Source organism: Nocardiopsis ansamitocini, assembly GCF_030268225.1.
GTDB classification, from domain to species: Bacteria; Actinomycetota; Actinomycetes; order Streptosporangiales; family Streptosporangiaceae; genus Nocardiopsis_D; species Nocardiopsis_D ansamitocini.
This window is the reverse complement of the sequence record NZ_BSQG01000013.1, coordinates 67,681-92,027: the sequence shown is the minus strand read 5'-3', so window position 1 is coordinate 92,027 and position 24,347 is coordinate 67,681. Positions and strand designations below refer to the sequence as shown.

At 71.8% G+C, this 24,347-nt stretch carries 21 protein-coding genes; 15 read left to right on the top strand and 6 right to left on the bottom strand.

From position 1 onward, the window contains the following. Positions 1–29 precede the first annotated feature (29 nt). The 6 genes from QSJ59_RS23150 to QSJ59_RS23125 are packed head-to-tail and all read left to right on the top strand — an operon-like array spanning position 30 to position 7,494. Positions 30–1,562 (top strand): sugar ABC transporter ATP-binding protein, encoded by a 1,533-nt coding sequence (locus QSJ59_RS23150; protein WP_285761867.1) that lies wholly within the window; start codon positions 30–32, stop codon positions 1,560–1,562. Beyond that, positions 1,562–2,572 (top strand): ABC transporter permease, encoded by a 1,011-nt coding sequence (locus QSJ59_RS23145; protein WP_285761866.1) that lies wholly within the window; start codon positions 1,562–1,564, stop codon positions 2,570–2,572. Before QSJ59_RS23150 ends, QSJ59_RS23145 begins: the two co-directional genes overlap by 1 nt. A gap of 2 nt (positions 2,573–2,574) precedes the next feature. Then, a complete protein-coding gene (locus QSJ59_RS23140; protein WP_285761865.1) occupies positions 2,575–3,402 on the top strand; it encodes a DeoR/GlpR family DNA-binding transcription regulator in 828 nt (275 codons plus the stop codon). Further along, on the top strand, positions 3,399–4,856 hold the full coding sequence (locus QSJ59_RS23135; protein WP_285761864.1) for an FGGY family carbohydrate kinase: 1,458 nt from the start codon (positions 3,399–3,401) through the stop codon (positions 4,854–4,856). Before QSJ59_RS23140 ends, QSJ59_RS23135 begins: the two co-directional genes overlap by 4 nt. Next, positions 4,838–6,244, top strand: coding sequence for an NAD(P)/FAD-dependent oxidoreductase (locus tag QSJ59_RS23130; RefSeq protein ID WP_285761863.1), 1,407 nt, complete (start codon positions 4,838–4,840; stop codon positions 6,242–6,244). Before QSJ59_RS23135 ends, QSJ59_RS23130 begins: the two co-directional genes overlap by 19 nt. Then, complete coding sequence (locus tag QSJ59_RS23125; RefSeq protein ID WP_285761862.1) at positions 6,241–7,494, top strand: NAD(P)/FAD-dependent oxidoreductase; 1,254 nt, start codon at positions 6,241–6,243, stop codon at positions 7,492–7,494. The genes QSJ59_RS23130 and QSJ59_RS23125 overlap by 4 nt, the downstream gene beginning before the upstream one ends. Before the next feature lie 93 nt (positions 7,495–7,587). Here QSJ59_RS23125 and QSJ59_RS23120 read toward each other — a convergent pair whose 3' ends face one another. Both QSJ59_RS23120 and tdh read right to left on the bottom strand, forming a co-directional pair. Beyond that, entirely contained in the window at positions 7,588–8,766 is a 1,179-nt protein-coding gene (locus tag QSJ59_RS23120; RefSeq protein WP_285761861.1) for a glycine C-acetyltransferase, read from the bottom strand. Positions 8,767–8,776: 10 nt separating this feature from the next. Beyond that, the gene (gene tdh / locus QSJ59_RS23115; protein ID WP_285761860.1) at positions 8,777–9,817 is read right to left on the bottom strand and encodes an L-threonine 3-dehydrogenase; all 1,041 of its coding nucleotides are present in this window, start codon (positions 9,815–9,817) and stop codon (positions 8,777–8,779) included. 94 nt (positions 9,818–9,911) lie between these two features. Between tdh and QSJ59_RS23110 the strand changes: the two genes are divergently transcribed. After that, complete coding sequence (locus tag QSJ59_RS23110; protein ID WP_285761859.1) at positions 9,912–10,874, top strand: LysR family transcriptional regulator; 963 nt, start codon at positions 9,912–9,914, stop codon at positions 10,872–10,874. 140 nt (positions 10,875–11,014) lie between these two features. Further along, entirely contained in the window at positions 11,015–11,824 is an 810-nt protein-coding gene (locus QSJ59_RS23105) for an alpha/beta fold hydrolase (RefSeq protein WP_285761858.1), read from the top strand. Between the two features lie 42 nt (positions 11,825–11,866). On the opposite strand, the gene QSJ59_RS23100 is transcribed toward QSJ59_RS23105, so the two are convergent. The 3 genes from QSJ59_RS23100 to QSJ59_RS23090 form a co-directional block, all read right to left on the bottom strand. Continuing rightward, positions 11,867–12,487, bottom strand: coding sequence for a histidine phosphatase family protein (locus QSJ59_RS23100; protein WP_285761857.1), 621 nt, complete (start codon positions 12,485–12,487; stop codon positions 11,867–11,869). A gap of 200 nt (positions 12,488–12,687) precedes the next feature. Further along, on the bottom strand, positions 12,688–13,026 hold the full coding sequence (locus tag QSJ59_RS23095) for a hypothetical protein (protein ID WP_285761856.1): 339 nt from the start codon (positions 13,024–13,026) through the stop codon (positions 12,688–12,690). A gap of 399 nt (positions 13,027–13,425) precedes the next feature. Further along, positions 13,426–14,787 carry a PucR family transcriptional regulator gene (locus tag QSJ59_RS23090; protein WP_285761855.1) on the bottom strand — a complete coding sequence of 454 codons (1,362 nt, stop codon included), beginning with the start codon at positions 14,785–14,787 and terminating at the stop codon, positions 13,426–13,428. Positions 14,788–15,051: 264 nt separating this feature from the next. Between QSJ59_RS23090 and QSJ59_RS23085 the strand changes: the two genes are divergently transcribed. The 7 genes from QSJ59_RS23085 (at position 15,052) to QSJ59_RS23055 (ending at position 22,949) form a co-directional block, all read left to right on the top strand. After that, positions 15,052–16,143: an S-methyl thiohydantoin desulfurase family protein gene (locus QSJ59_RS23085; RefSeq protein ID WP_285761854.1), complete on the top strand. Its 1,092-nt coding sequence runs from the start codon at positions 15,052–15,054 to the stop codon at positions 16,141–16,143. Further along, positions 16,140–17,723 (top strand): hydantoinase/oxoprolinase family protein, encoded by a 1,584-nt coding sequence (locus QSJ59_RS23080; protein WP_285761853.1) that lies wholly within the window; start codon positions 16,140–16,142, stop codon positions 17,721–17,723. The genes QSJ59_RS23085 and QSJ59_RS23080 overlap by 4 nt, the downstream gene beginning before the upstream one ends. Then, positions 17,720–19,441, top strand: a complete 1,722-nt coding sequence (locus tag QSJ59_RS23075; RefSeq protein WP_285761852.1) for an ABC transporter substrate-binding protein — start codon at positions 17,720–17,722, stop codon at positions 19,439–19,441. Before QSJ59_RS23080 ends, QSJ59_RS23075 begins: the two co-directional genes overlap by 4 nt. 71 nt (positions 19,442–19,512) lie before the next feature. Continuing rightward, positions 19,513–20,529 carry an ABC transporter permease gene (locus tag QSJ59_RS23070; RefSeq protein WP_285761851.1) on the top strand — a complete coding sequence of 339 codons (1,017 nt, stop codon included), beginning with the start codon at positions 19,513–19,515 and terminating at the stop codon, positions 20,527–20,529. After that, positions 20,526–21,410, top strand: a complete 885-nt coding sequence (locus QSJ59_RS23065; protein ID WP_285761850.1) for an ABC transporter permease — start codon at positions 20,526–20,528, stop codon at positions 21,408–21,410. The genes QSJ59_RS23070 and QSJ59_RS23065 overlap by 4 nt, the downstream gene beginning before the upstream one ends. Before the next feature lie 2 nt (positions 21,411–21,412). Then, the gene (locus QSJ59_RS23060; protein WP_285761849.1) at positions 21,413–22,207 is read left to right on the top strand and encodes an ATP-binding cassette domain-containing protein; all 795 of its coding nucleotides are present in this window, start codon (positions 21,413–21,415) and stop codon (positions 22,205–22,207) included. Next, a complete protein-coding gene (locus QSJ59_RS23055; protein ID WP_285761848.1) occupies positions 22,200–22,949 on the top strand; it encodes an ABC transporter ATP-binding protein in 750 nt (249 codons plus the stop codon). Before QSJ59_RS23060 ends, QSJ59_RS23055 begins: the two co-directional genes overlap by 8 nt. A gap of 111 nt (positions 22,950–23,060) precedes the next feature. Here the strand turns inward: QSJ59_RS23055 and QSJ59_RS23050 are convergent, their stop codons facing one another. After that, positions 23,061–24,278: a beta-ketoacyl-[acyl-carrier-protein] synthase family protein gene (locus QSJ59_RS23050; RefSeq protein WP_432707526.1), complete on the bottom strand. Its 1,218-nt coding sequence runs from the start codon at positions 24,276–24,278 to the stop codon at positions 23,061–23,063. Positions 24,279–24,347 lie beyond the last annotated feature (69 nt).

The following is a 24,347-nucleotide window of genomic DNA, read 5'->3' as shown; positions in this document are numbered from 1 at the left end:
CGACCACACGACCACGAGGGGAGAACGCGATGTCGCTGCGGATGCGCGATGTGGTGAAGAGCTACGGTTCCTTCACCGTCCTCAAGGGGGTCGACCTCACGGTCGAGCCCGGGGAGGTCCACGCGCTGCTGGGCCCCAACGGGGCCGGAAAGTCCACCCTGATCAAGTGCGTCGGCGGCGTCGTGGTCCCCGACTCGGGAACCATCACCCTCGACGGCCGGCCGTTGGCCGACCTGAGCCCGGCCCGCGCCTTCGACGCCGGGATCGCCACCATCCACCAGCACCTGTCCCTCATCGACGTCCTGTCGGTGGTGGACAACCTGTTCCTCGGACAGGAGATGCGGGGCCTGGGCGTCATCGACCGGCGCGGCCAACTCGCCCAGGCCCGGGAACTGCTGGAGCGGTTCGGTATCGCCGTCTCCCCCAAGGCACGGGTCGGTGACCTTCCCATGGGCACCAAGCAGCTCCTGGAGATCGCCAAGGCGTGGCACCGCACGTCCGTGCGGGTGCTGATCCTGGACGAACCCACCGCCTCCCTGTCCCAGAGCGAGAGCGAGCGCCTCTTCACCGAGGTGGCGAAGATGAAGGAAATGGGGGCGCGCATCATCTACACCACGCACCGGCTGGGCGAGGTGTTTCGCATCGCCGACCGGTTGACGGTCATCCGGGACGGCGCAGTCGCGATGAGCCGCCCGGTGGCCGAGGTCCGGCCCGACGAGATCGTGGCCGCGATCTCGGGCGCGGTCGCCCCGACAAAGCGGGCCACGCGTGCGGCAGCCACCGGCCCACCGGTACTGGAGCTCTCCGGCCTGCGGGGTCCACGGTTCGGCCCGATCGACCTGGACGTGCGCGCCGGCGAGATCGTCGGCCTCTACGGAGTGCTCGGCTCGGGCCGCAGTTCGCTGCTGGAGACACTCGCCGGTCGGTTCCGCGCCACCGGCGGGACGGCGACGGTCGGGGGGCGGGCGCACCGTCCCCGCACACCGGCCGCGGCACTGCGCACGGGGGTGGCCCTGGTTCCCTCGGACCGCCTGCGCCAAGCCCTCCTCGGCTCGCGCTCGGCCGCCGACAACCTGCTGCTGCCCTCGTTCACCCGCCTGGGCACCCTGGGGGTGCGCCGTGCATCCGCAGAACGGGCGACGTTCGCCCGGATCGGCGAGCGGGTCGACCTCCAACCTCTCGCCCCTCGCCGCAAAGGAGCGGAATTCTCCGGCGGCAACCAGCAGAAACTGATCCTGGGGCGCTGGCTGGCCCAAGCGGACCGGCTGGGCGTACTGCTGCTGGACGAGCCGACCCAGGGGGTGGACGTGGGGGCTCGGCGCCAGATCTACGACGTGTGCCGTGAACTGGCCGACCGCGGCCTGGCCGTCGTCTTCGCGTCCTCCGACGCCCAAGAGGTCGCCGAACTCGCCGAACGAGCCGTCGTCGTCGAAGAGGGCCGCGCCGTCGCGGAGTTCACCGGGGACGCGATCACCGAGTCGACCCTCCTGGACCGCGCCCACCAGTTCACCGGTGTCACCACCGACACGGTGGACGCCCCCAACGCACCGAAAGAGCACTGATGAGCACCACTCTTGCCGCCCCGCGCTCCAGCGGCCCGGGCACCGGGCGCGACCCGGTGGAGATCGCGCTGCGCTCGGCCCTGATGATCGGGCTCCTCGTCCTGATCGCCTTCTTCGCCGTCCAGAGCCCGCTGTTCTTCACAGTGGGCAACGTCCGCAACATCGCGCTGTCCAGCGCGGTCCTGCTCGTGGTGGCCGTGCCCCAAGCGCTGCTGGTCATCATGGGCTACGTCGACCTGTCGGTCGGCTCAGCCGTGGGACTGGCCGGGGTGATCACCGGCCTGCTCATCGTCGACCACAACACGCCGTGGTACCTGGCGGCCCTGGCCGGCATCCTGGTCGGCATCGCCTGCGGCCTGTTCAACGGCTTCTTCGTGGCCTTCACCAAGCTCAGTCCGATCATCGTCACCCTGGGCACCCTGCAACTGTTCCGCGGCATCACCCAGTTCCTGCGGGACAACCCCCCGGCCGGGTTCGGTACCGAAATGGGTCTGCTGGGCCGCGGCGTCTACCTCGGGGTTCCCGTCCCGGTCTGGATCGCACTGGCCGTGTTCGCCCTCGGTGCGTTCTTCCTCTACGGGACCCCCGCCGGACGCCACGTCTACGCCATCGGCGTCAACCAGGAAGCGTCCTTTTTGTCGGGGGTCGCCGTCAAACGGCTCCCGCTGCTGTTGTACGGGGCCATCGGCGCCGCCGCGGGGCTGGGCGGGCTGCTCTACGCCGCACGCCTGGACTCGGCGCCGCCCGGGACCCTGGGCGTCAACTTCGAACTGGAGGTCCTGACCGCGGTGCTGTTGGGCGGCATCGCCTTCAGCGGCGGCCGCGGCACCATGGTCGGCGTCCTGCTGGGAGTGCTCTTCCTGGGGGTCCTGCACAACGGCATGACGCTCATGAACGTCCCCTACTACGGCCAGGCGATCGCCACCGGCCTGGCACTCATCGCCGCCGCCGGACTGGACGAACTGGGTCAGAAACCCAGCAGGCTCCGGCTTATCCTTCGCCGGAAGTGACCATGACGGTAGAAGGAGAACTCAGGATGCTGCCCGACGAACGGCGCACACTCATCCTCACGCTGCTGGAGGGGACCGAGGTGCTCCGCCCCAACGACATCGCCGAGCAGACCGGCGTGTCGGCGGAGACGGTACGCCGTGACCTGGTCGCGCTGGAACGCGAGGGCGCGGTGCGCCGTGTCTACGGCGGGGTGGCGCGCGGTCAGCGGCTCTCGCGCAGCAGCGAGCCGCTGCGCGCCGAGCGGGAGGGTTTCCAACAGCGGGCCAAGAACGAGATCGGCGCGGTGGCGGCCTCCCTCGTGGGCGAAGAGGACACGCTGTTCATGGACGTGGGCACCACCGTGCTGGCCGTTGCCCGACGCCTGCCCGACACGTTCCGCGGCCGGATCCTGACCAACAGCATCACCGTCGCCGCGGCGTTCACCGACCGTCCGGGGGTGGACGTCCATCTGGCGGGGGGCCGGTTGCGCCACGACGAGCTGGTCGTCTCGGGGGCCGACACCGAGGCGCAGGTCCGCAAGTTCTACCCGGACATCGCCGTGATCGGCTCCGGGGGCGCCCACCCCGTGATCGGTCTGACCGACTACCACGTGGACGAGATCGCCGTGCGCCTCGCCGCGGTGAAGAACGCCAGCCGGGTCTACGTCCTCGCCGACAGCAGCAAACTCGGCCACGTCGCCCTGCGCAAGGTGTGCGACTGGGACGCGGTCACCGCCATCATCACCGACTCCGAGGCCGACCCCGAACTGATCGCGGAGTTTCGCGAGGCGGGGACGACGGTCTACGCGGGGCGCGCCCCCGATCCCGATGAGGGGGGTGGGCAGCGGTGACCCCGGCGATCCTGGCCATCGACCAGGGGACCTCGGGGACGAAGGCGGCCGTGGTCGGTGCCGACGGCCGCCTGCTCGCCGAGGCCTACCGCCCTGTGGCCGTGTCGTGCCCGGGCCCCGGCATCGTCGAGGTCGACCCCCACGACCTGTTGTCCTCGGTTCTGGACAGCGGCCGGGAGGCGCTGGCCGCCGCGGCGACACCCGTCGTGGGGGTGTCCCTGGCCAACCAGGGCGAGACCGTCCTCGCCTGGGACCGCTCCACCGGAACACCGTTGTCGACGTGCGTGGTGTGGCAGGACCGGCGCGCCACCGACACCTGTGCCCGGCTCGCGCACGTCGCCGAGCGGCTGGCGGAGATCTCCGGGCTCCCCCTGGACCCCTATTTCACCGCGCCCAAGATGCGCTGGTTGCGCGACAACGTCACCGCCGAGGGCGTGGTCACCAGTACCGACACCTGGCTGCTGCACCACCTGACCGGCGCCTTCGTCACCGACGCCGCGACCGCGTCGCGCAGCATGCTGCTCGACGTCGAGCGGGTGGAGTGGTCCGACGAGGCGTGGGACCTGTTCGGCCTGGACGGCGAGCAGCGACCCGAGGTGGTGCCCTGCGACGCCGTGGTCGGACGCACCGATGCCTTCGGCCCGTCCCTGCCGGTCGCGGGAGTCGTCGTGGACCAGCAGGCGGCGCTGTGGGCACAGCGCGCCACCGAGGTCGGGGCGGCCAAGTGCACCTACGGAACGGGGGCGTTCCTGGTGGTCAACGTCGGGGACCGACCGGTGCGCAGCCGATCGGGGCTGGCCCTCTCCCTTGCGTGGGAGGCGGACGGACAACGGCGCTGGTGCCTGGACGGCCAGGTGCACACCGCGGGCCGGGCCGTGGCCTGGTTGCGCGACATCGGCGTCCTCGACGACGTCGCGCAGATCGATGCGCTGGCCGCACAGGTGGACGACACCGCGGGGGTGTACTTCGTGCCGACCCTGGCCGGACTGGCGGCACCCTACTGGGAACCGGGGGTGCAGGGCGCGTTCTTCGGCCTCACCCTGGCCGCCACCCGCTCCCACCTGGTGCGCGCGGTGTGCTTGGGGATCGCCGCCCAGGTGGCGGACCTGGCCGGGGCCGCCGCGGCGGACCTGGGCACGCCCGTGACCACGCTGAAAATCGACGGCGGGCTGACCCGTTCCCGGGTCCTGGCGCAGCTCCAGGCCGACCTGCTGGGCGCCCCCGTCGAGGTCTGCACGGTGACCGAGGCGACCGTGCTGGGCGCGGCCGACTTCGGGATGCGGGCCCTCACCGGCCTGCCGGTCGCGCTGCCCGCGAACGGGCGCGTGGTCGAACCGGTCCAGGACAGGGCGTGGGCGGCCGAAACGCTCGCGCGATGGCGCACCGGACTGGACCTGGCCCGGCGATGGAACGAACGACTTCTGGGGGAGACACCGTGTACGACGTCGCAGTGATCGGAGCAGGGGTGGTCGGGGCCGCGATCGCCCGCGAGCTCGCGGTGCGCGGAGCCGACGTGGTCCTGGTCGACGCCGAGGATGACGTCGGCAACGCCACGAGCAAGGCCAACACCGCCATTTTGCACACCGGTTTCGACGCCAAGCCCGGCACGCTGGAATCGCGGCTGGTCGCGCGCGGCCACACGCTGCTGTCGGCCTACGCCCGCCGCGCGGGAATCCCGTTGGAACCGCTGGGGGCGCTACTGGTGGCCTGGGACGACGAGCAGTTGGCGGCGTTGCCGGGGCTGCGGGAGAAGGCCGAACACAACGGCTACCGGTCGGCGCGCGTCATCGGCGCCTCCGAGGTGCGCGCCCGCGAACCCCACGTGGGTGCACACGCCCTGGGCGCGCTGGAGGTCCCCGACGAGGGGATCGTGTGCCCGTGGACGCCGACGCTGGCCTTCGTGACCGAGGCCAAGCGCCACGGCGCCACCGTCCTGCTGTCCACCCGGGTCCGGGGCGCCGAGCCGCGCGCCGACCACGTGGAGCTGGCGACCACCGCCGGCGGGGTGCGCGCCCGCGAGGTCGTCAACGCCGCCGGGCTGGGCAGCGACACCGTGCACCGCATGTTCGGCCACGCGACGTTCACGGTGACACCGCGCCGCGGGCAGCTGATCGTGTTCGACAAACTGGCGCGGCGGCTGATCAACCACGTGATCCTGCCGGTACCCACGGCGATGGGCAAGGGTGTGCTGGTCGCGCCCACCGTCTACGGCAACGTCATGCTCGGCCCCACCGCGGAGAACCTCGACGACAAACGCGCCACGGAGTCGACCGAGGAGGGGTTGGCCCAGCTGCGCGCCAAGGGCGCCCACATCATCCCCGAACTGCTCGGCGAGGAGGTCACGACCATCTACGCCGGACTGCGCGCGGCCACCGAGCACGACGACTACCAGGTGTCCTTCCACCCCGACCAGCACTACACCTGCGTGGGCGGTATCCGCTCCACCGGGCTGACCTCGGGGATGGCCATCGCCGAGCACGTCGCCGCGCAGTTGGGCCAGCGCCACGGCCTGGACCTCGGGGAGGCCCCCGCCCCCGACGGTCTCCCGGAGCCGCCCCGTATGCCCCCGATCGGGCAGGCGCAGTCGCGCCCCTACCAACAGCCCGAGCGGATCGCCGCCGACCCCTCCTACGGACAGGTCGTGTGCTTCTGTGAACGGGTCAGCCGCGGTGAGATCCGCGACGCCCTGTGCAGCGACCTGCCTCCCGCCACCGCCGACGGGCTTCGGCGGCGTACCAGGGCCGGTATGGGCCGCTGCCAGGGGTTCTTCTGCGGCGCGGCCGTGCGCCGACTGCTCGACGACGGACCCGACGCCCCCTTGACCGCGGAGGTCGACCAGTGAACGACACCACCGACGTCGCGATCGTGGGCGGCGGGCCGTCGGGCCTGGCCGCGGCGATCGCGCTGCGCAACGCCGGAGTGGCCCGGGTCAGTGTCGTGGACCGCGAGTCCGCCATGGGCGGGATCCCGCGGCACTGCGCCCACCCCGGGTACGGAATCCGGGACCTGCACCGTGTGCTGTCCGGCCCGGGCTACGCCCGCCACTACGTCCAGGCCGCGCGCCGGGCCGGCGTGCACCTGCGCACCGAGAGCACCGTCACCGGTTGGGCCCCCGGAGCCGGGCTGGGGCTGGAGGTCACCAGTCCAGGAGGGCGCGAGGTCCTGCACGCCGACGCGGTACTGCTGGCGTCGGGGGCGCGCGAGCGCAACCGCTCGGCCCGGTGGGTCCCCGGTGACCGAGGGGCCGGCGTTTACACCACCGGCCAGCTCCAGCAGGAGGTCTACTTCTACCGGCGCCCCATCGGCCGCCGGGCGCTGGTAGTGGGGGCCGAGCACGTCAGCTACTCGGCGGTGGCGACGCTGCGCCATGCGGGCGTGTCGGTGGTCGGCCTGGTCACCGAGCTGTCGCGTCAACAGTCGTATGCGGTGTTCCACCTGGGTGCGGCAGCGGCCTTCGGCGTCCGGCCGATGACCGGGGTCCGGGTGCGGGCGCTGCACGGCAAACCGCGGTTGAGCGGGGTGGAACTGGAGCGGCTGGACGACGGCCGCCGGGTGGTCGTGGACTGCGACACGGTCGTCTTCACCGGCGACTGGATCGCCGACAACGAACTGGCCCGACTGCACGACGGGATCGACGTCGCCTCGGCCGCGCTCGGTCCGGTCGTGGACACCAGCGGCGCGACCTCGATGCCGGGGGTGTTCGCCGCGGGCAACCTGTGCCACCCGGTCGAGCAGGCCGACATCGCGGCCCTGTCCGGGCGCCATGCCGGGCAGGCCGTCGCGCGGTGGCTCGTGGAGCGGGACACCCGCGTTGCGCAGGCGGGGGTACCCATCGAAACCGACGCGTCCTTGGAATGGGTCCATCCCGGACGGGTCCGCTCCACCGGGGACCTGCCCGCGCGGGGTCGGTTCATCCTGCGTCCCAACCGTTTCGCCGCGTTCACCGCACTGCGCGTCACCCAGGGCGAGCGGACGCTGTGGCACGGGCGGGGCAGGCGCCTGACCCCCACCCGGCCCACCCTGATCCCCGCGGGGTGGTTGCGAGCGGTCGACCTGAACGGCCCCGCACTGCGGATCGGCGTCGGGGACTGACCCCGACCGGGCGGCGTGGTCGCACGCGCGTGCGACCACGCCGCCCGACGGCCGTTCGGCCCGCCGAACGGGGGCGGGCCGAGGGCGGCCGGATCAGGCAAGCGCGTCCCGGACCTCGGTGAACGCCTGGACCGCGCGCCGGACGTCGTCGCTGGAGTGCGCGGCCGAGAGCTGCACCCTGATCCGGGCCTTGCCCTTGGGCACCACCGGGTGGGAGAACGCGATCACGTAGATCCCCTTCTCCAGCAGCGCATCGGCCATGCGTCCGGCCAGGGCGGCGTCGCCCAGCATCACCGGGACGATGGCGTGCTCGCCGGGCAGGATGTCGAACCCCGCCGCGGTCATCTCCGAGCGGAACAGTTCGGTGGTGCGCGCCAACTGGGCCCGACGGTCGTCGGACGCCTCCAGCAGCTCCAGCACCGTGAGCGAGGCAGCCACGATCGCGGGGGCCAGCGAGTTGGAGAACAGGTAGGGCCGGGAGCGCTGGCGCAGCAGCTCCACGATCTCGGCGCGGGCGCTGACGTAGCCGCCGCTGGCGCCCCCCAGTGCCTTGCCCAGCGTGCCCGTGACGATGTCCACCCGATCGGTGACGCCGAACAGCGCCGGGGTGCCGGCACCGCCGGGGCCCACGAAGCCCACGGCGTGGGAGTCGTCCACCATCACCAGCGCGTCGTAGCGCTCGGCCAGGGCCACGATCTCGTCCAGGGGTGCCAGGTAGCCGTCCATGGAGAACACGCCGTCGGTGACGATGAGCCGGTGGCGCGCGTCGGCGGACTCCTTGAGGCAGCGCTCCAGGTCGGCCATGTCGCGGTTGCGGTAGCGGTGGCGCGCGGCCTTGCTGAGCCGGATGCCGTCGATGATGCTGGCGTGGTTGAGCTCGTCGGAGATCACCGCGTCCTCAGCGGACAGCAGGGTCTCGAAGACGCCGCCGTTGGCGTCGAAGCAGGAACTGTAGAGGATGGTGTCCTCGGTGCCCAGGAAGCGGGACAGCTCCTGTTCCAGACGCTTGTGCGGCTCCTGCGTCCCGCAGATGAAACGCACGGAGGCCATGCCGAAGCCCCATTCGTCCAACGCGGTCTTGGCAGCGGCGACGATGTCGGGGTGGTCGGCGAGGCCGAGGTAGTTGTTGGCGCAGAAGTTGAGTACCTCCTGGCCGTTGACCCGGATGCCGGCCGCCTGCGGGCTGGAGATCACCCGCTCGCCCTTGAACAGGCCGGCCGCGCGGATCTCGTCGAGTTGAGTGCGCAGGTCGTCGCGCATGCCGTCGAACATCGGTTACTCCCTAGGAGACGGTGGGTCGGGTCCAGTCGATGACGACCTTGCCGCAGTCGCCCGAGCGGGCGGCGGCGAAGGCCTCTGCGTGTTGCAGGTAGCCGAACCGGTCGGTGATGACGGCGCTGATGTCGAGTCCGCCCTGGAGCAGCACCGACATCGAGTACCAGGTGTCGAACATCTCGCGGCCGTAGATGCCCTTGATGGTGAGCATGTGCGTGACGACGCGGGCCATGTCGATGGGGATGTCCTCGGCGGGCAGGCCCAGGACCGCGATGCGTCCACCGTGGGTCATCGCCGCGGTCATGGCACGCAGCGCCTCGGGGCGGCCCGACATCTCCAGGCCCACGTCGAAGCCTTCCTTGATGCCCAGCTCCTCGTAGACGTCGGAGATGGCGCTCGTGCGCACGTCCAGCGCCAGACTCACTCCGACCTTGCGGGCCAGTTCGAGCCGGTAGGGGCTCACGTCGGTGATGACGACGTGGCGCGCTCCGGCGTGGCGGGCCACCGCGGCGGCCATGATGCCGATGGGGCCGGCGCCGGTGATCAGGACGTCCTCGCCCAGGACGGGGAAGGCGAGTGCGGTGTGCACCGCGTTGCCGAAGGGGTCGAAGACCGCGGCGACGTCGAGGTCGATCTGTTGGCGGTGCACCCAGACGTTGGCCTCGGGCAGGACCACGTACTCGGCGAAGGCGCCGTCGGTGTGCACGCCCAGTCCGATGGTGCGCACGCAGAGGTGGCGCCGGCCGGCCATGCAGTTGCGGCAGGCACCGCAGACCAGGTGGCCTTCCCCGCTGACCAGCTCGCCGGGGCGGACATCGGTGACGGCCGCGCCGACCGCGGCGACCTCGCCGACGAACTCGTGCCCCAGCACCAGCGGCGGCCGAACCGTGCGCGCGGCCCAGTCGTCCCAGGCGTCGATGTGCAGGTCGGTGCCGCAGATCCCGGTGCGCAGCACCCGGATGAGCACGTCGCGGTCACCGACCTGGGGGTCGGGTACCTCGACCAGTTCGACGCCCGGTCCCGCCACCGTCTTTCTCAGAGCCTTCATGGTGCAACTATCGCCACACAGATTCTGTGAAGTCCATCAGTATTTTCTCGTATTTTCTTTAAGGAATTCTGCACGGACTGTTAGGTTCGCACCCGTGATCGATCCTCGCCGGCTGGCCGTGCTGCGCGCCCTCGCCGACCACCGCACCGTCACCGCTGCCGCCTCCGCCCTGCACCTGACGCCCTCCGCGGTGTCCCAGCAGCTTGCGGCCATGGAGGCCGAGGTCGGGCAGCCACTGCTGGAACGGCGCGGGCGTACGGTGCGCCTGACCCGCGCGGGCGAGATCCTGGCCGTGCACGCCGGCGCGGTCGCCGCCCAGCTCGAACGGGCCGAGGCCGAACTGGCCGCACACACCCAGGGCACCTCCGGCGAGGTCACGGTGGCCGCGTTCGCCACCGCGATCGGCCTGGTCGTGGCTCCGGCCATCGCGTCCTTGGCCACCGCGGAACCGCAGGTGGACGTCCGGGTCCGCGACGCCGAGGGCAACGTCAGCCTGCCGATGCTGGTGGAGGGCGAGGTCGACATCGCCATCACCCCGGAGTACCGCGGTGCCCTGCGCGACGACGAGCGCATCACCCGGGTGTCGCTGTTCGTGGAGCCCTTCGACGCGGTGCTGCCCGGCGATCACCGGCTGGCCGGTGACCGCGACATCGCGATCACCGCGCTGGCCGCGGACCGCTGGGTGACCCCGTGGCCGGGCAATCCCTGCCACGACGTCGTGCAGCTGGCCTGCGAACACGCCGGGTTCGAACTGCGGCCCGGCTGCCTCTCCGACGACTTTCGCGCGGTGACCGCGCTGGTTGCGGCGGGAGCGGGTGTGGCGCTGGTGCCGCGCTCGGCACTGCACGGGGTGACCCTGGCCGGGGCGGTGCGCCGGCCGCTCAACGGGAGCCCGCCCACCCGCCGGGTCTTCGCCGCGCTGCGCCGGGGCAGTGAACACCACCCCCTGCACGCGGCCGTCCTGGATGCGCTGCGCGCCGCGGCCCCCGACGCCGGGGGCCCGGCCGAGGCGCAGGCGACGGGCTCTCCCGCCGGTTGCGCCGAGGCGCCCTCCTGACACGGCCCCTCCGAACCGCCGGCCCGCACCCGCCCCGCCGCTGCGGCCCCTTCCTCCTGTTCGCCGCGCCGGAGGAGGCGGGGCCCGGACCGAATCATGACCGAATCCATAACCGGTTGCGGCGCGGGTAGGTTCCTTTCGTGCACGGATACTCGCGGACCCGGATCGCCGGACGAACGGTCTGCTACACCGACTTCGGCGGCAGGGGCGTCCCTTTGCTCGCCCTCCACGGCACCTTCGGCCGGGGCTCGATCTTCGCGGGTCTGGCCGCGGGGCTCTCCGGGCGCGCCCGGGTCGTGGCACCCGATCAGCGCGGCCACGGCGCCAGTGACGGCGCCGACGTGTTCACCCGGGAAGCGTTCGTCGAGGACGCAGCACTCTTCCTGCGGGAACTGGAAATCGGGCCGGCCGTGGTGTTCGGCCACTCCCTGGGCGGCATCACCGCCTACCAGCTCGCCGCACGCCATCCCGACCTGGTGTCGGGACTGGTGATCGAGGACGTGGGTCCGGTCATGCGCCGACCGGAGGTCGAGCATCCCGTCCTCGACGTCCGCGGCTGGCCCGACCGTGCTCCGACCCGTCGGGCGCTCGCCGAGCGGATCGAGGCCGCCGGGGCCCCCGACAGCGATTACTTCATGCGGAGCGCGGTGGCCGAGGACGATCACTGGCGGCTGCTGTTCGACTGGGACACGATGATGGCGGTCCAGGAGGGCGGGCTCGGGGACTGGTGGGACGACTGGCTCGGCTCGACCTGTCCGGCCCTGGTCATGCGCGGCGGCCGAAGCACGTTGCTCCCCGTCGCGCTTGCCGAGGAGATGGTCCGGCGCAGGGCGAACACCCGGCTCGTGGAGTTCCCCGCCGCCGGGCACTGGATCCACGACGACGATCCCGAGGGTGTGGCCCATGCGGTGGCGGGTTTTCTAGACGACTCCGACGACGAACCGTCCTGACCAGAGGCTCCGATGGTCGGGCGGTTGCTGCGACCGCTGCCTTTACGGCGTAGATTCGCTCGGGGCGGGGGGTCTGGTGTTCCACGCGGTCACCACCGGGCGGCCGTGCTCCACACCGATACTGCTCAGTGTCGCCGTCGCCAGTGCGAACATCGAACCCGCACACGCGGGCAGGCCGAGACGGCGCACGGCGAGAACGCGCAGCAGGTGGCCGTGCGCGACCACCACCACGTCACCGCCCGACGGGTCACCGAGGCGATCGGCGACCGCGGCCAGTACCCGGTCCGCACGGGCGCCCACCTCGTCGACCGTCTCCCCCGGGTGCTGGCCGTCACCGGGGACCACCCCGTCGGCCCACAGGTCCCAACCGGGCCGGTCCTCCTGGATCCGGGCGGTGGTGATGCCCTCGTAGCCGCCGTAGTCCCACTCCATCAGGTCGGCGTCGGGGCGCGCGTCCACCAGACCGGCGAGGAGCGCGGTACGGGTCGCCCTGCGGAGCGGACTGGTCAGGGCCAGGGCGACGCGCCGATCGTTCAGGAGCGGCGCGACCGCGCGTGCCTGCCACTCGCCGCGCTCGTCCAACGGCACGTCGGTGCGGCCGGTGTGCCGGCCCTCGCGGCTCCACTCGGTCTGGCCGTGGCGTACGAGCACCAGTTCAGCCATGAGGCCCCTCCCCCGCGACCACGGGCACCGCAACCGGTCGTTGATCTCTGGGATCGCGCATCGTCGCCTCCGAACTTGCGGGACGTTCATTATTCAAGCGCGCACCGTCCCCCGTCCGGGATCGACCGCCCCGGCGCGGCGCAGGCGCGCTCCACTCCGCGTGCCGTGGCCGCAGGAGCGGCCACGGCACGCGCACGGGACTACGCCGGGGCACCCACCGATGCCGCGGCTGCGTGGGGTGCGTGCCGGCTGAGAAGGAGCCGGGCCATGGTGTCGTCCAGGTCGGACAGGCCGGTGTAGCCGGGGCCCGCCAGAGTGGCGGCGTCGCGTCCGGCCACGTTCTCCCCGACCAGGGGTGCAACGGTGCGGCGCAGCTCCGCCAGCCGCTGCTCGGCGGTCTCGGGCAGCCTGGTCAGTGCCTGTTCGGCGGCGCGCAGCGCGCGGTAGACCCCGTGCAGGCTGGTCCTGGTGGAGTGGTCGGCCTTCGCGTTCCAGATGAGGTCGACGGCGGTACGGGTCTTGTGAAAGCCAGTGGGCACAAGCGCTCCTGTGGAGTCGGGGCGGACACGGTCGAAGGCGCGAAGGGTCCGGCGCTCGGCTACCGGCCCTGCTGCGTAGGCCCCTGGGGGCCGGCCATGGGGACTCGAATACGACGGGCGACGCTGCACGTCGGGGACGGTCATGACTTCCTTCGTCGAGCAGGTCGGGAGCGGCGATCGAGAGCGGCGGGTGTTCGCGCCGGAACCCGCCCACTGTGGTCTCCGGCGGATACTCCGCCGGGAGCACGTGAGCCGGACTCTCGTTCGGCCTCGCTTCCGGACCACGCCCTCGCCTGCCCGAGGGGGTCCACCATAAACATGCGGTGCGTCAAGAGGTCGCCAAAACACCCCGCCACCAGCAATGGCGTGACGCGGCCCGCCCGGGGGACGCGGTGGACGCTACTCCTCGGCGCGGTACTGCCAGGCCCGGCAGGCCAGGTGCACGGCGAGCCGGTGGTCGGGGTCGGACAGGTCCGTCTCCAACAGGGCGGTGATCTGCTTCAACCGGTAGGTGATGGCGTTGCGGTGCAGGTTGAGCGCCGTCGCCGTGGAACTGATGGACCCCTGGTTGTCCAGATAGACCCGCAGGGTCCGCACCATCGTCGCCGCCTTGGCCGGCCCCTGTGCGTCCAACGGTGCGAGGATGTCGCGCACGGCGGTGCGGGCGGCACCGGTGGCGAACCACTCCACCAGCATCCGGTGCAGGCCCAGGTCGTCGAAGAGCACGACCGGGTCGGGTACCGATCCGTGACCGGGCATGTCGCTGAGCAGAGCGGCCCGTGACTCCGCCCAGGAGGTGCGCAGCCCCTCGACGCCTTCGTGCACGCTGCCGGCACCGCAGCGGACCTGCCAGTCGGGGAAACGCTCGGCGAGTTCGGCGCGGATGGCTGTCGCGGTCGTTCTGATCTGGTGGGCCGCACGCACCCCGGGGTCGCGCCGCCAGGTGCGCACCAGCAGTGGCGTGCCCTCGGCGAAGGCCAGGTGCCAGCCGGTGCCGCTCCCCTCGCCGGAGCCGCCGGCACTGCGCCCGACGGAGCGCAGAGCGGCGCCGCCGACGATCTCGGCGAAGGTCACGCGTTCCAGTTCGCTCTGCTGGCGCCCGGTCGTCTCGACCGCGAGCACCAGGTGCCAATCGTCGATGGCCAGGCCGAGCGCACGTGCGCGCGGGACGAGCTCGTTGAGGTGCTGACCGCTCGCGACCAGGATCTCGCGCAGCACTTGGCCGCGGGTGCGCACGGGGAGTTCGTCGGCGCGGTCGCGCACCGCGATCAGCCGCATCGCGGCCTCCACCGTGAGGCGGACCCCGACCTCGGCCAAGGCGTCGCCGGACCCACCGGGCAGCACAGCGCTGACGTGGCCGACCTCGACCCCGTCGGCCAGGACCGGTGCGCCGATCTCGCCCGCGCGGGGGCGGCGGGCGACGAACACGATCCCGGTCGCCTCCTGAGCGAGTTCGCACAGGCGGCTCGGGTCGAAGTCCGCTGACTCCGCGGACTTCCCGGCCTCGGCGAGCAGCCGGGCCAGTCGCACCGCGCGGCTGAGGGCTTCGCCGGCCCCTCCGTCGACCGCCCGCGCCAGGTCGCGCAGTACCGCGCTCTCGTCGGCGCCGAGAGGCAGACAGGCCAGGACGAATCCGTAGCGCGCGGCCATCCGCTGCGCGGTGCGGGGGACGTCCTCGGCCGGATAGCCCAGCAGCAGCAGAGCGCTGACCCGGCGCTGGCCGACCGTGCGGCACCATACGTCCAGTTGGTAGTCGCTCATCGCCTGTGTCATGGGCGATGCCAGTACGACAGCGGTATTCGACGGAACTTTGGCGAGTTCCCCCGGGTCCCATATCATGGTGACGTCGCCCACGTTCCGCTCAGGAACATCCGCAATCACATACGAAAGCGCTTCCAATCCTGGACTAGAAAGCACTTCCGACAGTTTCGGCATGGTGTTTATTGTGCACCACGACCAAAAAACCGAAAACCGGGGTGCCGAGGGCCCAAGGCACAAAAGGTCGGATGTTCCTAGGATCGAACAGTGCTACTCGACGTGAACAATCTGCCCGACTATGCCCGAGGCGCAGCCATACTGGGTGCCGGCGGAGGCGGATCGACACAGGTCGGCCTGCTCGCCGCGCTCCAGGCGGTGGAAGAGCTGGGACCGGTCGAGGTGATCCCGGTGGATGCCGTCCCCGACGACGAACTGGTGCTTCCGGTCGCCGGCCTGGGCTCCCCCGACATCACGCTGGAGAAGATCGGCAACCCCGAGCAGGGGCGATGGTTGCGGGCCATGATCGAGCGCGAGACCGGTCGCCCCGTCCACGCGATGATGGCCAGCGAGGTGGGCGGCAACAACGCCCTGCTCCCGGTGATGTGGGCGGCCCACGCCGGACTGCCACTGGTGGACGCCGACGGCATGGGACGTGCCTACCCCGAGATGCAGATGATCAGCATGCACCTCGCCGGCATCCCCGCCACCCCCACCGCCCTGGTGGACGAGCGCGGCCACTCGATGATGTTCCGCGACATGGACGCCCACTGGCTGGAGCGCGTCGCGCGAGCCGTGGCGGTCGCCTTCGGCGGGTTCGCCTGCACCTCCGACCACATCCTGACCGGCGCCCAGGCCCGCACCGCCACGGTGCTGGGCAGCGTGAGCAAGGCCATCCGTATCGGTGAGGTCATCTCCTCGGCACGCCACGACCGCATCGGCGGGGTGCTTCGCCACCTCGACGGTCGGGTCCTGATCAACGGCAAAGTCAGCGACGTGTACCGGCGCACCGTGGACGGCTTCGTGCGCGGCAGCGTCCTCATCGACGGCATCCGCGAGGACAAGGGCCGCCTCGTCCGCGTGGAGATCCAGAACGAGAACCTGGTGGTCATGGAGGACGGTGAGATCCTGGCATCCGTCCCCGACATCATCACCCTCCTGGACGCCCAGACCAGCGACGTGATCTTCACCGAGCTGCTGCGCTACGGCCAGCGCGTGAGCCTGCTGGTACTGCCCTCCCCCGATATCTGGCGCAGTCCCCGGGGCCTGGAGCTCGTGGGGCCCCGTGCCTTCGGCTACGACTTCGACTACGAGCCGATCGGCTCGACGGGCGGCACCACTGCGGCGGAGGAGACCCGATGACCGGCACGACACCACGAACCGACCTGCGTATCGGCGTGGACGTGGGCGGCACCAACACCGACGCGGTGGTGCTGGACGGTTCCAGCGCCCCGCTCGCCCGCGCCAAGGTCGCCACCACCGCCAACGTCAACGGTGGGATCGGTGCGGCGCTGGAGGCGGTGCTCGCCGCTCCCGGTGTGGCGGCGGAGCGGGTGGGCCACGTCATGATCGGCACCACGCACGCCACGAACGCCCTCCTGGAGCGCAGCAACCTGGTGCGGGTGGCCGCGCTGCGCGTGGGCGCACCCGCCTCCAACGCGGTTCGCCCCATGTACGGCTGGCCCGCGAGCCTGCGCACCGCCGTGAGCGCGCACTCGGCGATCGTGCGCGGCGGACTGGAGCTGGACGGCAGCGACAGCACCCCCTTCGACACCGACGCCGTTGCGCGCTTCTGCGCGGAGGCGGCCCGGAGCGGGGCCGAGGCGGTGGCCGTCTCCAGCGTCTTCGCACCGGTCTCGCCGCGGCACGAGGAGCTGGCGCTGGCCACGGTGCGGCGGGAGCTGGGCGACATTCCCGTCTCGTTGTCGCACCAGGTGGGGTCGCTGGGGCTGTTGGAACGGGAGAACGCCACGATCCTCAACGCCGCACTGGGCCGGGTCGCGGTACACGTGATCCGGGCCATCGAAGAGGCGCTGCGGGAGCAGGGACTGGACCACGCGGTGCCCTACTTCGCACAGAACGACGGCACCCTGATGAGCCTGGAGTCCACCGAGCGGACACCGGTGCTGACCATCGGCAGCGGCCCCGCCAACAGCCTGCGCGGGGCGGCCTACCTGACCGGGGTGTCGGATGCGCTCGTGGCCGACGTTGGCGGTACCTCGACCGACATCGGCGCCCTGGCCCAGTCGTTCCCGCGGGAGTCGGCCTTCGGGGTCGAGATCGGCGGTGTCGCCACCAACTTCCGGATGCCCGACCTGGTCAGCATCGCGATCGGCGGCGGCACGACGGTCGCTGGTTCGCCCGGCGGTGTGACGGTCGGTCCGCGCAGCGTGGGCTACGAGCTGGGCGAGAAGGCCCTCGTCTTCGGCGGCCCCACGGCGACCCTGTCCGACGCCGCCGTTGCCGCGGGGCGCGCCACGATCGGCGACCGCGCACCTGCGCCGAGTACTCATCCCCTGCTGGCCGCCGCATTGAAGGTGTGCGACCAGCGCATCGCCGATGCGGTGGACCGGATCAAGGTCACCCGGGGCGACCTGCCGCTGATCGCGGTGGGCGGGGGAAGCGTGCTCGTTCCCGAGGGCCTGCCCGGGGTCACAACGGTCATCCGCCCCGACCACTACGACGTGGCCAACGCCATCGGCGCGGCGATCGGCACCGTGAGCGGCAACGTCGACCGCGTCTTCTCCGTGGGGTCGCGCGAGAGCGACCGGGCCCGGGTCCTGGACGAGGCGCGCGGGGCGGCCGTGGAGAGTGCCATTGCGGCGGGCGCCGCACCCGACTCTGTTGAGATCATCGAGATCGACGAGATCCCGTTGTCCTATCTGCGCGAGCCGGCAGTCCGGGTGCGCGTGAAGGCCGCGGGGCCTCTGAGCAGGATGTGACCTCCGACCGGGAGGACACCGCCCGATCGCTGTCCTCGGTCCCCGAACCGGTGGCAACGGCCCGCACCGCCCGCGGCAACGCCGCGGACCGGCCCATCGACGACGAGCAGAAGAAGATGACACCGACAGAGCCCTCCCCCGCACGCTCTCGCAGCCACCGTGCTCTGCCCCTGGGCGCGGCGGCGACCGCCGCGACCCTGCTGGTATCGGCGTGTTCCGCAGGCGGATACGGAACCTCCGAAGCCGACTCCACGACCTTCACCTACCTGGCCCCCACCGAGGTGGTCACCGAGTGGGACCCCGCCGCCTCCTACTCCAACGAGCTCTTCGCCTTCCCCAACATCTACGAGACGCTGACCAGGTACAACTCTGAGACTTCAGCGGTCGAGCCGCTGCTGGCCACCGAATGGTCGAGGTCCGACGACGGCACCACCTGGACGTTCACCCTGCGGGAGGACGTCACCTTCCACTCCGGGGCGCCGATGGACGCGACGGCGGTGAAGGACGCCATCGAACGCACCATCGACAAGGGCTCGGGGGCAGCCTACCTGTGGGACCCGGTGGAGTCGATCAGCGCTCCCGACGCCTCGACCGTGGAGTTCGAGCTGTCCTACGCCGCTCCGCTGGACCTGATCAGCTCGGCCTCCTACGGCGCCTACGTCTACGAGATCCCGTCCTCCGACGAGGATTTCGAGGCCGTGTCGTTCGGCACCGGCCCCTACACGGTGGAGTCGTGGCGTCCCGGCGACGAGAACGAGTTGGCCCTGACCCAGTACGCGGACTACTGGAAGGGGTGGGAGGGTCCGCACTACGAGAAGGTGCTGTACCGGGTCGTGTCCCAGCCTTCCACCGCCGCCCAGCTCATGGAGTCGGGGCAGGCGCACTACGTGCAGAGTATGCCCGCGCAGCTGCTCGACGGTCTGCGCGACGACGACACCGTGACCGTCACCGACACCACCTCCTGGCAGAACCTGTTCGGGTTGCTCAACACGGAGAAGGCTCCGTTGAACGACCCCCTGGTCCGCCGAGCGGTGGCGCACGCGATCGACTACGCCGAACTGATCGACACCTCCGAGGGCGTGTTCGTGGAGTCCGACGGGGTGATCCCCGAGGGCCTGCTCGGCCACCAGGACGACGCCGGTCTTCTGGGGCACGACCCCGGGGCCGCCGAGGAGCTCCTCCGGGAGGCGGGTTACGGCGACGGCGAGCAGTTGTCCTTGGAACTGACCTACACCGAGGGCGACGAGGACATCGCCACCATGGTCAGCCTGATGCAGTCGCAGTTGGCCGACGTGGGCGTCGAACTCGGCGTGGAGGCTCTGCCCTGGGACTCCGCGCAGTGGCCGCGGGCGCTTGAGGCCGACCCGGAGGACCGCCAGGACATCCTGCTCATGTACTGGTGGCCCGACGACCCCCAGCCGATCTCGTGGTACCAGAACCTCTTCCGCACCGAGGAGGAGAGCGTGTTCAACCTCGCGTACTACTCCAACCCCGAGCTCGACGCCCTCATCGACGACGTGGGCGCGGTGACGGCCACCGACGAGGACGGGGCCGCGCAAATGTACCGGCAGATGCAGGAGATCCTCGTCGAGGACTCCCCCGCGCTGTTCCTGGGCACCCGCCGCTACCTGCGCGCGGTCAGCACCGGGGTCGGCGGGTTCGTGGACAACCCGATGTACGCCAACGTCGCCTTCGTGCACGACTACACGCCGGCCTGACCCCGACGGCCCGGCCCGGGCGGGGCACCCGTGCACGGGTGCCCCGCCCCTTACGTCCTCCAGGAGACACGGTGCTCAGCTACGCGGCCCGCAGGATCGGGCTGTCCGCGCTCGTCGCGTTCGGCGTGGTCGTCCTGACCTTCGTCATCGCACGCGTGGTACCCGGCGATCCTGCCGCCGGTTGGGCGGGGCCGCGCGCCGGCCCCGCCGAGCGGGACCGGGTCCGTGCGGAGCTGGGGCTCGACCTCCCGTTGCCCCAGCAGATCGGCGGCTACCTGGGTGGGGTGCTGCGCGGCGACTGGGGGATCTCGGTGCGCACCCACCGGCCGGTCCTCGACGACCTGTTGGCCCTGCTCCCCAACACCCTGCAACTGGTCCTGGCCGGACTGCTCATCGGACTGCTGGTAGGGGTGCCCGCCGGGCTGGTCGCGGCGCGCTGGGCGCACCGCTCGCCCGACCTGCTGGTACGCACGGGTGCGGTCCTCGGCGGGTCGGTACCGGTGTTCTGGCTGGCTCTGCTCATGCAGATGTTCTTCGCCACCCGGATGGGGCTGCTGCCGGTGGCCGGCAGCTACGACCCTGCGGTCCTGGCGGCCAACCCGCTGGTCCGCATAACCGGGATGCCGCTGCTGGACGCGCTGCTCACCGGGAACCTGCCGATGGCCGCGAGCGTCTTCGACCACCTGGTGCTGCCCGCGCTGGTGGTCGCGGCCTACCCGGTCGCGGTCATCACCCGGCTGGTGCGGGCCGGTGTCCTGGACACGCTGGGCGAGACGCACGTGCAGATGACCCGCGCCCTGGGCTTTCCCGAACGGACCGTGCTGGCGCGCTTCGCGCTGCGCCCCAACTGGAACCCGGTCCTACAGACCTGCGCGCTGATCTTCGGCTACTCGCTGGTCAACAGTTTCCTGGTGGAGGCGATCTTCGCCTACCCGGGGCTGGGCGGTTACGCCGCGGCCTCGGCCGACGTCGTCGACCTGCCGGCGATCGTGGGCGTCACCCTGCTGGTGGCGCTGCTCTACATCGCGGCCAACCTGCTCGTCGACCTGCTGCAGGCGGCCCTCGACCCACGGATGGGGCTCCGGTGACCACTGATCGCCGACCGGTCACGCACACTGCCCTGGCGGTCTGCGCGGGAGTGTTCGTGCTGCTCGCGGCAGCCGCACTGGCCGCCCCCCTGCTGGTCCCCCACCCCGAACACGCGGGGACCGCCACCGACTCCTCGGCGCGGTTGCTGGCGCCCTCGGCCACGTACTGGATGGGCACGGACAACCTGGGGCGCGATGTGTTCTCGCGGGTCGTGTACGGCCTGCGGACGGGCCCGGCGATCGCGGTACTCGTCGTGTCCTCGGCGGTGGTGGTGGGGACGGCCGTGGGACTGGTCGCCGGATACTTCGGGGGGTGGGTCGACGAGATCCTGATGCGCCTCACCGATGTCTTCCTGGCCGTCCCCGCGCTGCTGCTGGCCTTGGCGCTGGCAGCGGTGCTGCCGCGCGGGGTCGTGGGGCTGACCATTGCCCTGGCGCTCACCTGGTGGCCCTGGTACGCGCGGCTGGTACGCGGTGAGGCCGCGTCGGTCGCGGGGCGGCGCCACGTCGAGGCGTGCCGGGCGCTGGGGTTGGGGCACTGCCGGATCATGCTGCGCCACGTACTGCCCGGCACCACCACCCCGTTGCTGGTCCAGGCGTCCACCGATATCGGCGGGGTCATCCTGGTGGCGTCCGGGCTGTCGTTCCTGGGGCTGGGCGCGCAGGCGCCGACCGCGGACTGGGGGCTGATGGTGCAGGAGTCGCAGAACCACTTCGCGACCCACTGGTGGGTGGGCACCTTCCCCGGGCTGGCCATCATGGGGGTCGCGGCGCTGAGCTATCTCACCGGGGACGCGCTGCGCGACCGTCTGGACCCGCGCTCGACGTCACCACGGGGGCGCATGCCGCGGCGCCGCCCCGGGACCACGGAGGCGGGGTAGTCATGGCGGTGCTGTTGAGCGTGCGGGATCTGACGGTGTCCTTCGGCACGCGTGCGGTGGTGGACCTCGCCCGCCTGGACCTGGCGGAGGGCGAGATCCTGGGTCTGGCCGGCGAGAGCGGGGCGGGCAAGTCCCTGACCGGCCTGACCGTACTCGGCCTGAGCGAGTACGCCGGCGCCCGGGTCACGGGCAGCGTGGTCCTGGCCGGCGAGGAGCTCGTGGGAGCGCGCCGGCGGCGGCTCCAACAGTTGCGCGGGAGCACCATGGCGCTCATCCCGCAGAGTCCCGCCGGGGCGTTCAACCCGGTGCTCACCGTGGGGACGACGATGCTGCGGGCCCTGCGGCTGCACGGGGACTCGCGGGGCCGGGCCCGGCAGCGGGCGGCGGAGGCGATGGCGAAGGTGCGGTTGGAGACAGCGCACCTGAGGCGTTATCCCCATCAGCTCTCGGGTGGCCAGCTCCAGCGTGTCGCGATCGCGCTGGCGCTGGCGCTGGGCGCCCGGCTGCTCGTGGCCGACGAGCCGACCAGCGCATTGGACGTGACCGTGCAGGCCGAGATCTGTGCGCTGCTGGGGGCGCTGCGCGACAGCGAGGGGGTGGCGGTGCTGTTCATCAGCCACGACCTGGCCGTACTGGGGGCCCTGTGCGATCGGATCGCGGTCATGCGCGCCGGCCGGCTGGTGGAGCAGGGGCCGGCGCCGGAACTGCTCACCGCACCCCGTGCGGACTACACCCGTGAACTACTCGCCGCGGCCCTGCGGTTGGGGTCGGGCGAAGAGGAGGCCGACGGTGCTTGAGGTACGGGATCTGACGGTGCGCTACGGAGGCACCCTGGCGGTGGACCGGGTCAGCCTGACCCTGCCCGACGGCCCGGCGGGGCTGGGACTGATCGGCGAGAGCGGATCGGGGAAGTCCACCGTGGGACGGGCCGTGCTGCGCCTGGTGCGGGCGCAGTCGGGGACGGTGCGCTACAACGGCGCCGACGTGCTGGGGATGCGGCGCCTGGGCGCCTACCGCAAGGCGGTGCAGGTCGTCTTCCAGGACACCGAGGGCGCGCTGAGCCCGCGGATGCGGGTGGGTTCGGCCTTGACGGAGGTGCTGCGGGTGCACCGCCTGGTGCCGCGCGGGGCCGAGGCCGCGCGGGTCGTCGAGCTGCTCGCCGATGTCGGTCTGGACGCCGAACACGCCCGTCGTTTCCCGCACGAGTTGTCGGGCGGACAGCGCCAGCGGGTCGGGATCGCCCGGGCCCTGGCGGTGCAGCCCCGTGTGCTGGTCCTGGACGAGCCGACCAGTGCGTTGGACGTGACCGTGCAGGCGCGGGTCCTGGAGCTGTTCGAGCGGTTGCGCGAACGCCACGCACTGTCCTACCTGCTGATCAGCCACGACCTGGCGGTGGTGGAACGGCTGTGCGAGCGCACCGCTGTGCTGCATCGGGGGCGCGTCGTGGAGGAGGGGCCGACCCGTCAGGTGCTGCACGCGCCGCAGCACGCCTCCACCCGGACGCTGCGCGCGGCCGTACCCCGGCTGCCCGGCGTCTGAACGGCAGGCGTCTTTCCTGGTGGTCCGGGTTCCGGTCCCCCAGGAGGCAAAGACGTGGCCGCGTGCCGGGACGGGGGCGTGTCGCCGTCCCGGCACGCGGGTGCGGGCGGGTCAGGGCATCGAGGTGAACGCCAGTGAGACGTTGTGGCCGCCGAAGCCGAAGGAGTTGGTCACCGCCGCGTTCACGGGGCCGCGGCGGGGCGCGCCGGTGACCACGTCCAGGCCGATCTCGGGGTCGAGCTCGTCGATGTTGCGGGTCGGGGGCACCACCCCGTCGCGCACCGACAGGACCGTCGACAACGCCCCCAGGGCACCGGCCGCGCCGAACAGGTGGCCGGTCATGGACTTGGTCGCGGTGACGGAAGGGTGCACACCGATCGCCTCGGTGATCGAGCGGGCCTCGATGGCGTCGCCCACCGGTGTGGAGGTGGCGTGGGCGTGCACGTGTGCGACCTGCTCGGGGGCGAGGCCCGCCGAGGAGAGCGCCATGCGCATGGCCCGCATCTGGCCCTCCGGGCTGCCGGCGGTGATGTGGTGGGCGTCGGAGCTCACTCCGGTGCCGGCCAGGGCGGCGTGGATGCGGGCGGAGCGCGCGGCCGCGAACTCCGCGCTCTCCAGGACCAGCAGGGCGGCGCCTTCTCCGATGACGAACCCGTCACGACCGCTGTCGAAGGGGCGCGAGGCCCGCTCGGGCTCGTCGTTGCGGGTGGAGTGGGCGCGGGCCTGGGCGAATCCGGCGAGGGTCAGGGGATGGATGCACGCCTCGGCGCCTCCGGCCACGACGACGTCGGCGCGCCCCAGGCGGATGAGGTCGAGGCCCAGGGCGATGGCCTCGGCGCCCGAGGCGCACGCACTGACGGGAGTGTGCGCACCGGCGCGGGCACCCAGTTCGATGCTGACCCAGGCCGCGGGGCCGTTGGCCATCTGTTTGGGGATGGTGAGCGGGGAGACGCGGCGGCTGCCCGATGCGTTGAGGATGTCGTGCTGGCCCAGCATGGTGAGGGCGCCGCCGGTTCCGGTGCCCACGACCACGGCCAGGCGCTCGGGGTCGACGTCGGGGCTACCCGCATCGGCCCACGCCTCGCGCGCCGCGACCAGGGCGATCTGCTCGCAGCGGTCCAGCCGCCTGGCCTGCACCCGGTCCAGAACCTCGGTGGGCTCCACGCGCAGTTGGGCGGCGATGCGCACGGGGAAGTCGACCGCCCAGTCCTGCTCGATCGGGCTGATCCCGTTCTCCCCCGCCACGAGCGCCGCCCAGGTGGAGGCCACGTCCCCGCCAAGCGGTGTCGTGGCGCCCAGCCCTGTGACCACCGCGCCCGTCGTGCCGATCCCCATCAGTCGACTCCTCATCGATCGTGTGTCGTCCCCGCCCTGTCCGGGCGGGGAGCCTTGCTACGT

Coding starts and splice junctions, on each gene's coding strand:
- QSJ59_RS23150 (WP_285761867.1), top strand. CDS start 30: ATGTCGCTGCGGATGCGCGATGTGGTGAAGAGCTACGGTTCCTTCACC.
- QSJ59_RS23145 (WP_285761866.1), top strand. CDS start 1,562: ATGAGCACCACTCTTGCCGCCCCGCGCTCCAGCGGCCCGGGCACCGGG.
- QSJ59_RS23140 (WP_285761865.1), top strand. CDS start 2,575: ATGACGGTAGAAGGAGAACTCAGGATGCTGCCCGACGAACGGCGCACA.
- QSJ59_RS23120 (WP_285761861.1), bottom strand. CDS start 8,766: ATGTTCGACGGCATGCGCGACGACCTGCGCACTCAACTCGACGAGATC.
- tdh (WP_285761860.1), bottom strand. CDS start 9,817: ATGAAGGCTCTGAGAAAGACGGTGGCGGGACCGGGCGTCGAACTGGTC.
- QSJ59_RS23100 (WP_285761857.1), bottom strand. CDS start 12,487: ATGGCTGAACTGGTGCTCGTACGCCACGGCCAGACCGAGTGGAGCCGC.
- QSJ59_RS23090 (WP_285761855.1), bottom strand. CDS start 14,787: ATGAGCGACTACCAACTGGACGTATGGTGCCGCACGGTCGGCCAGCGC.
- QSJ59_RS23080 (WP_285761853.1), top strand. CDS start 16,140: ATGACCGGCACGACACCACGAACCGACCTGCGTATCGGCGTGGACGTG.
- QSJ59_RS23060 (WP_285761849.1), top strand. CDS start 21,413: ATGGCGGTGCTGTTGAGCGTGCGGGATCTGACGGTGTCCTTCGGCACG.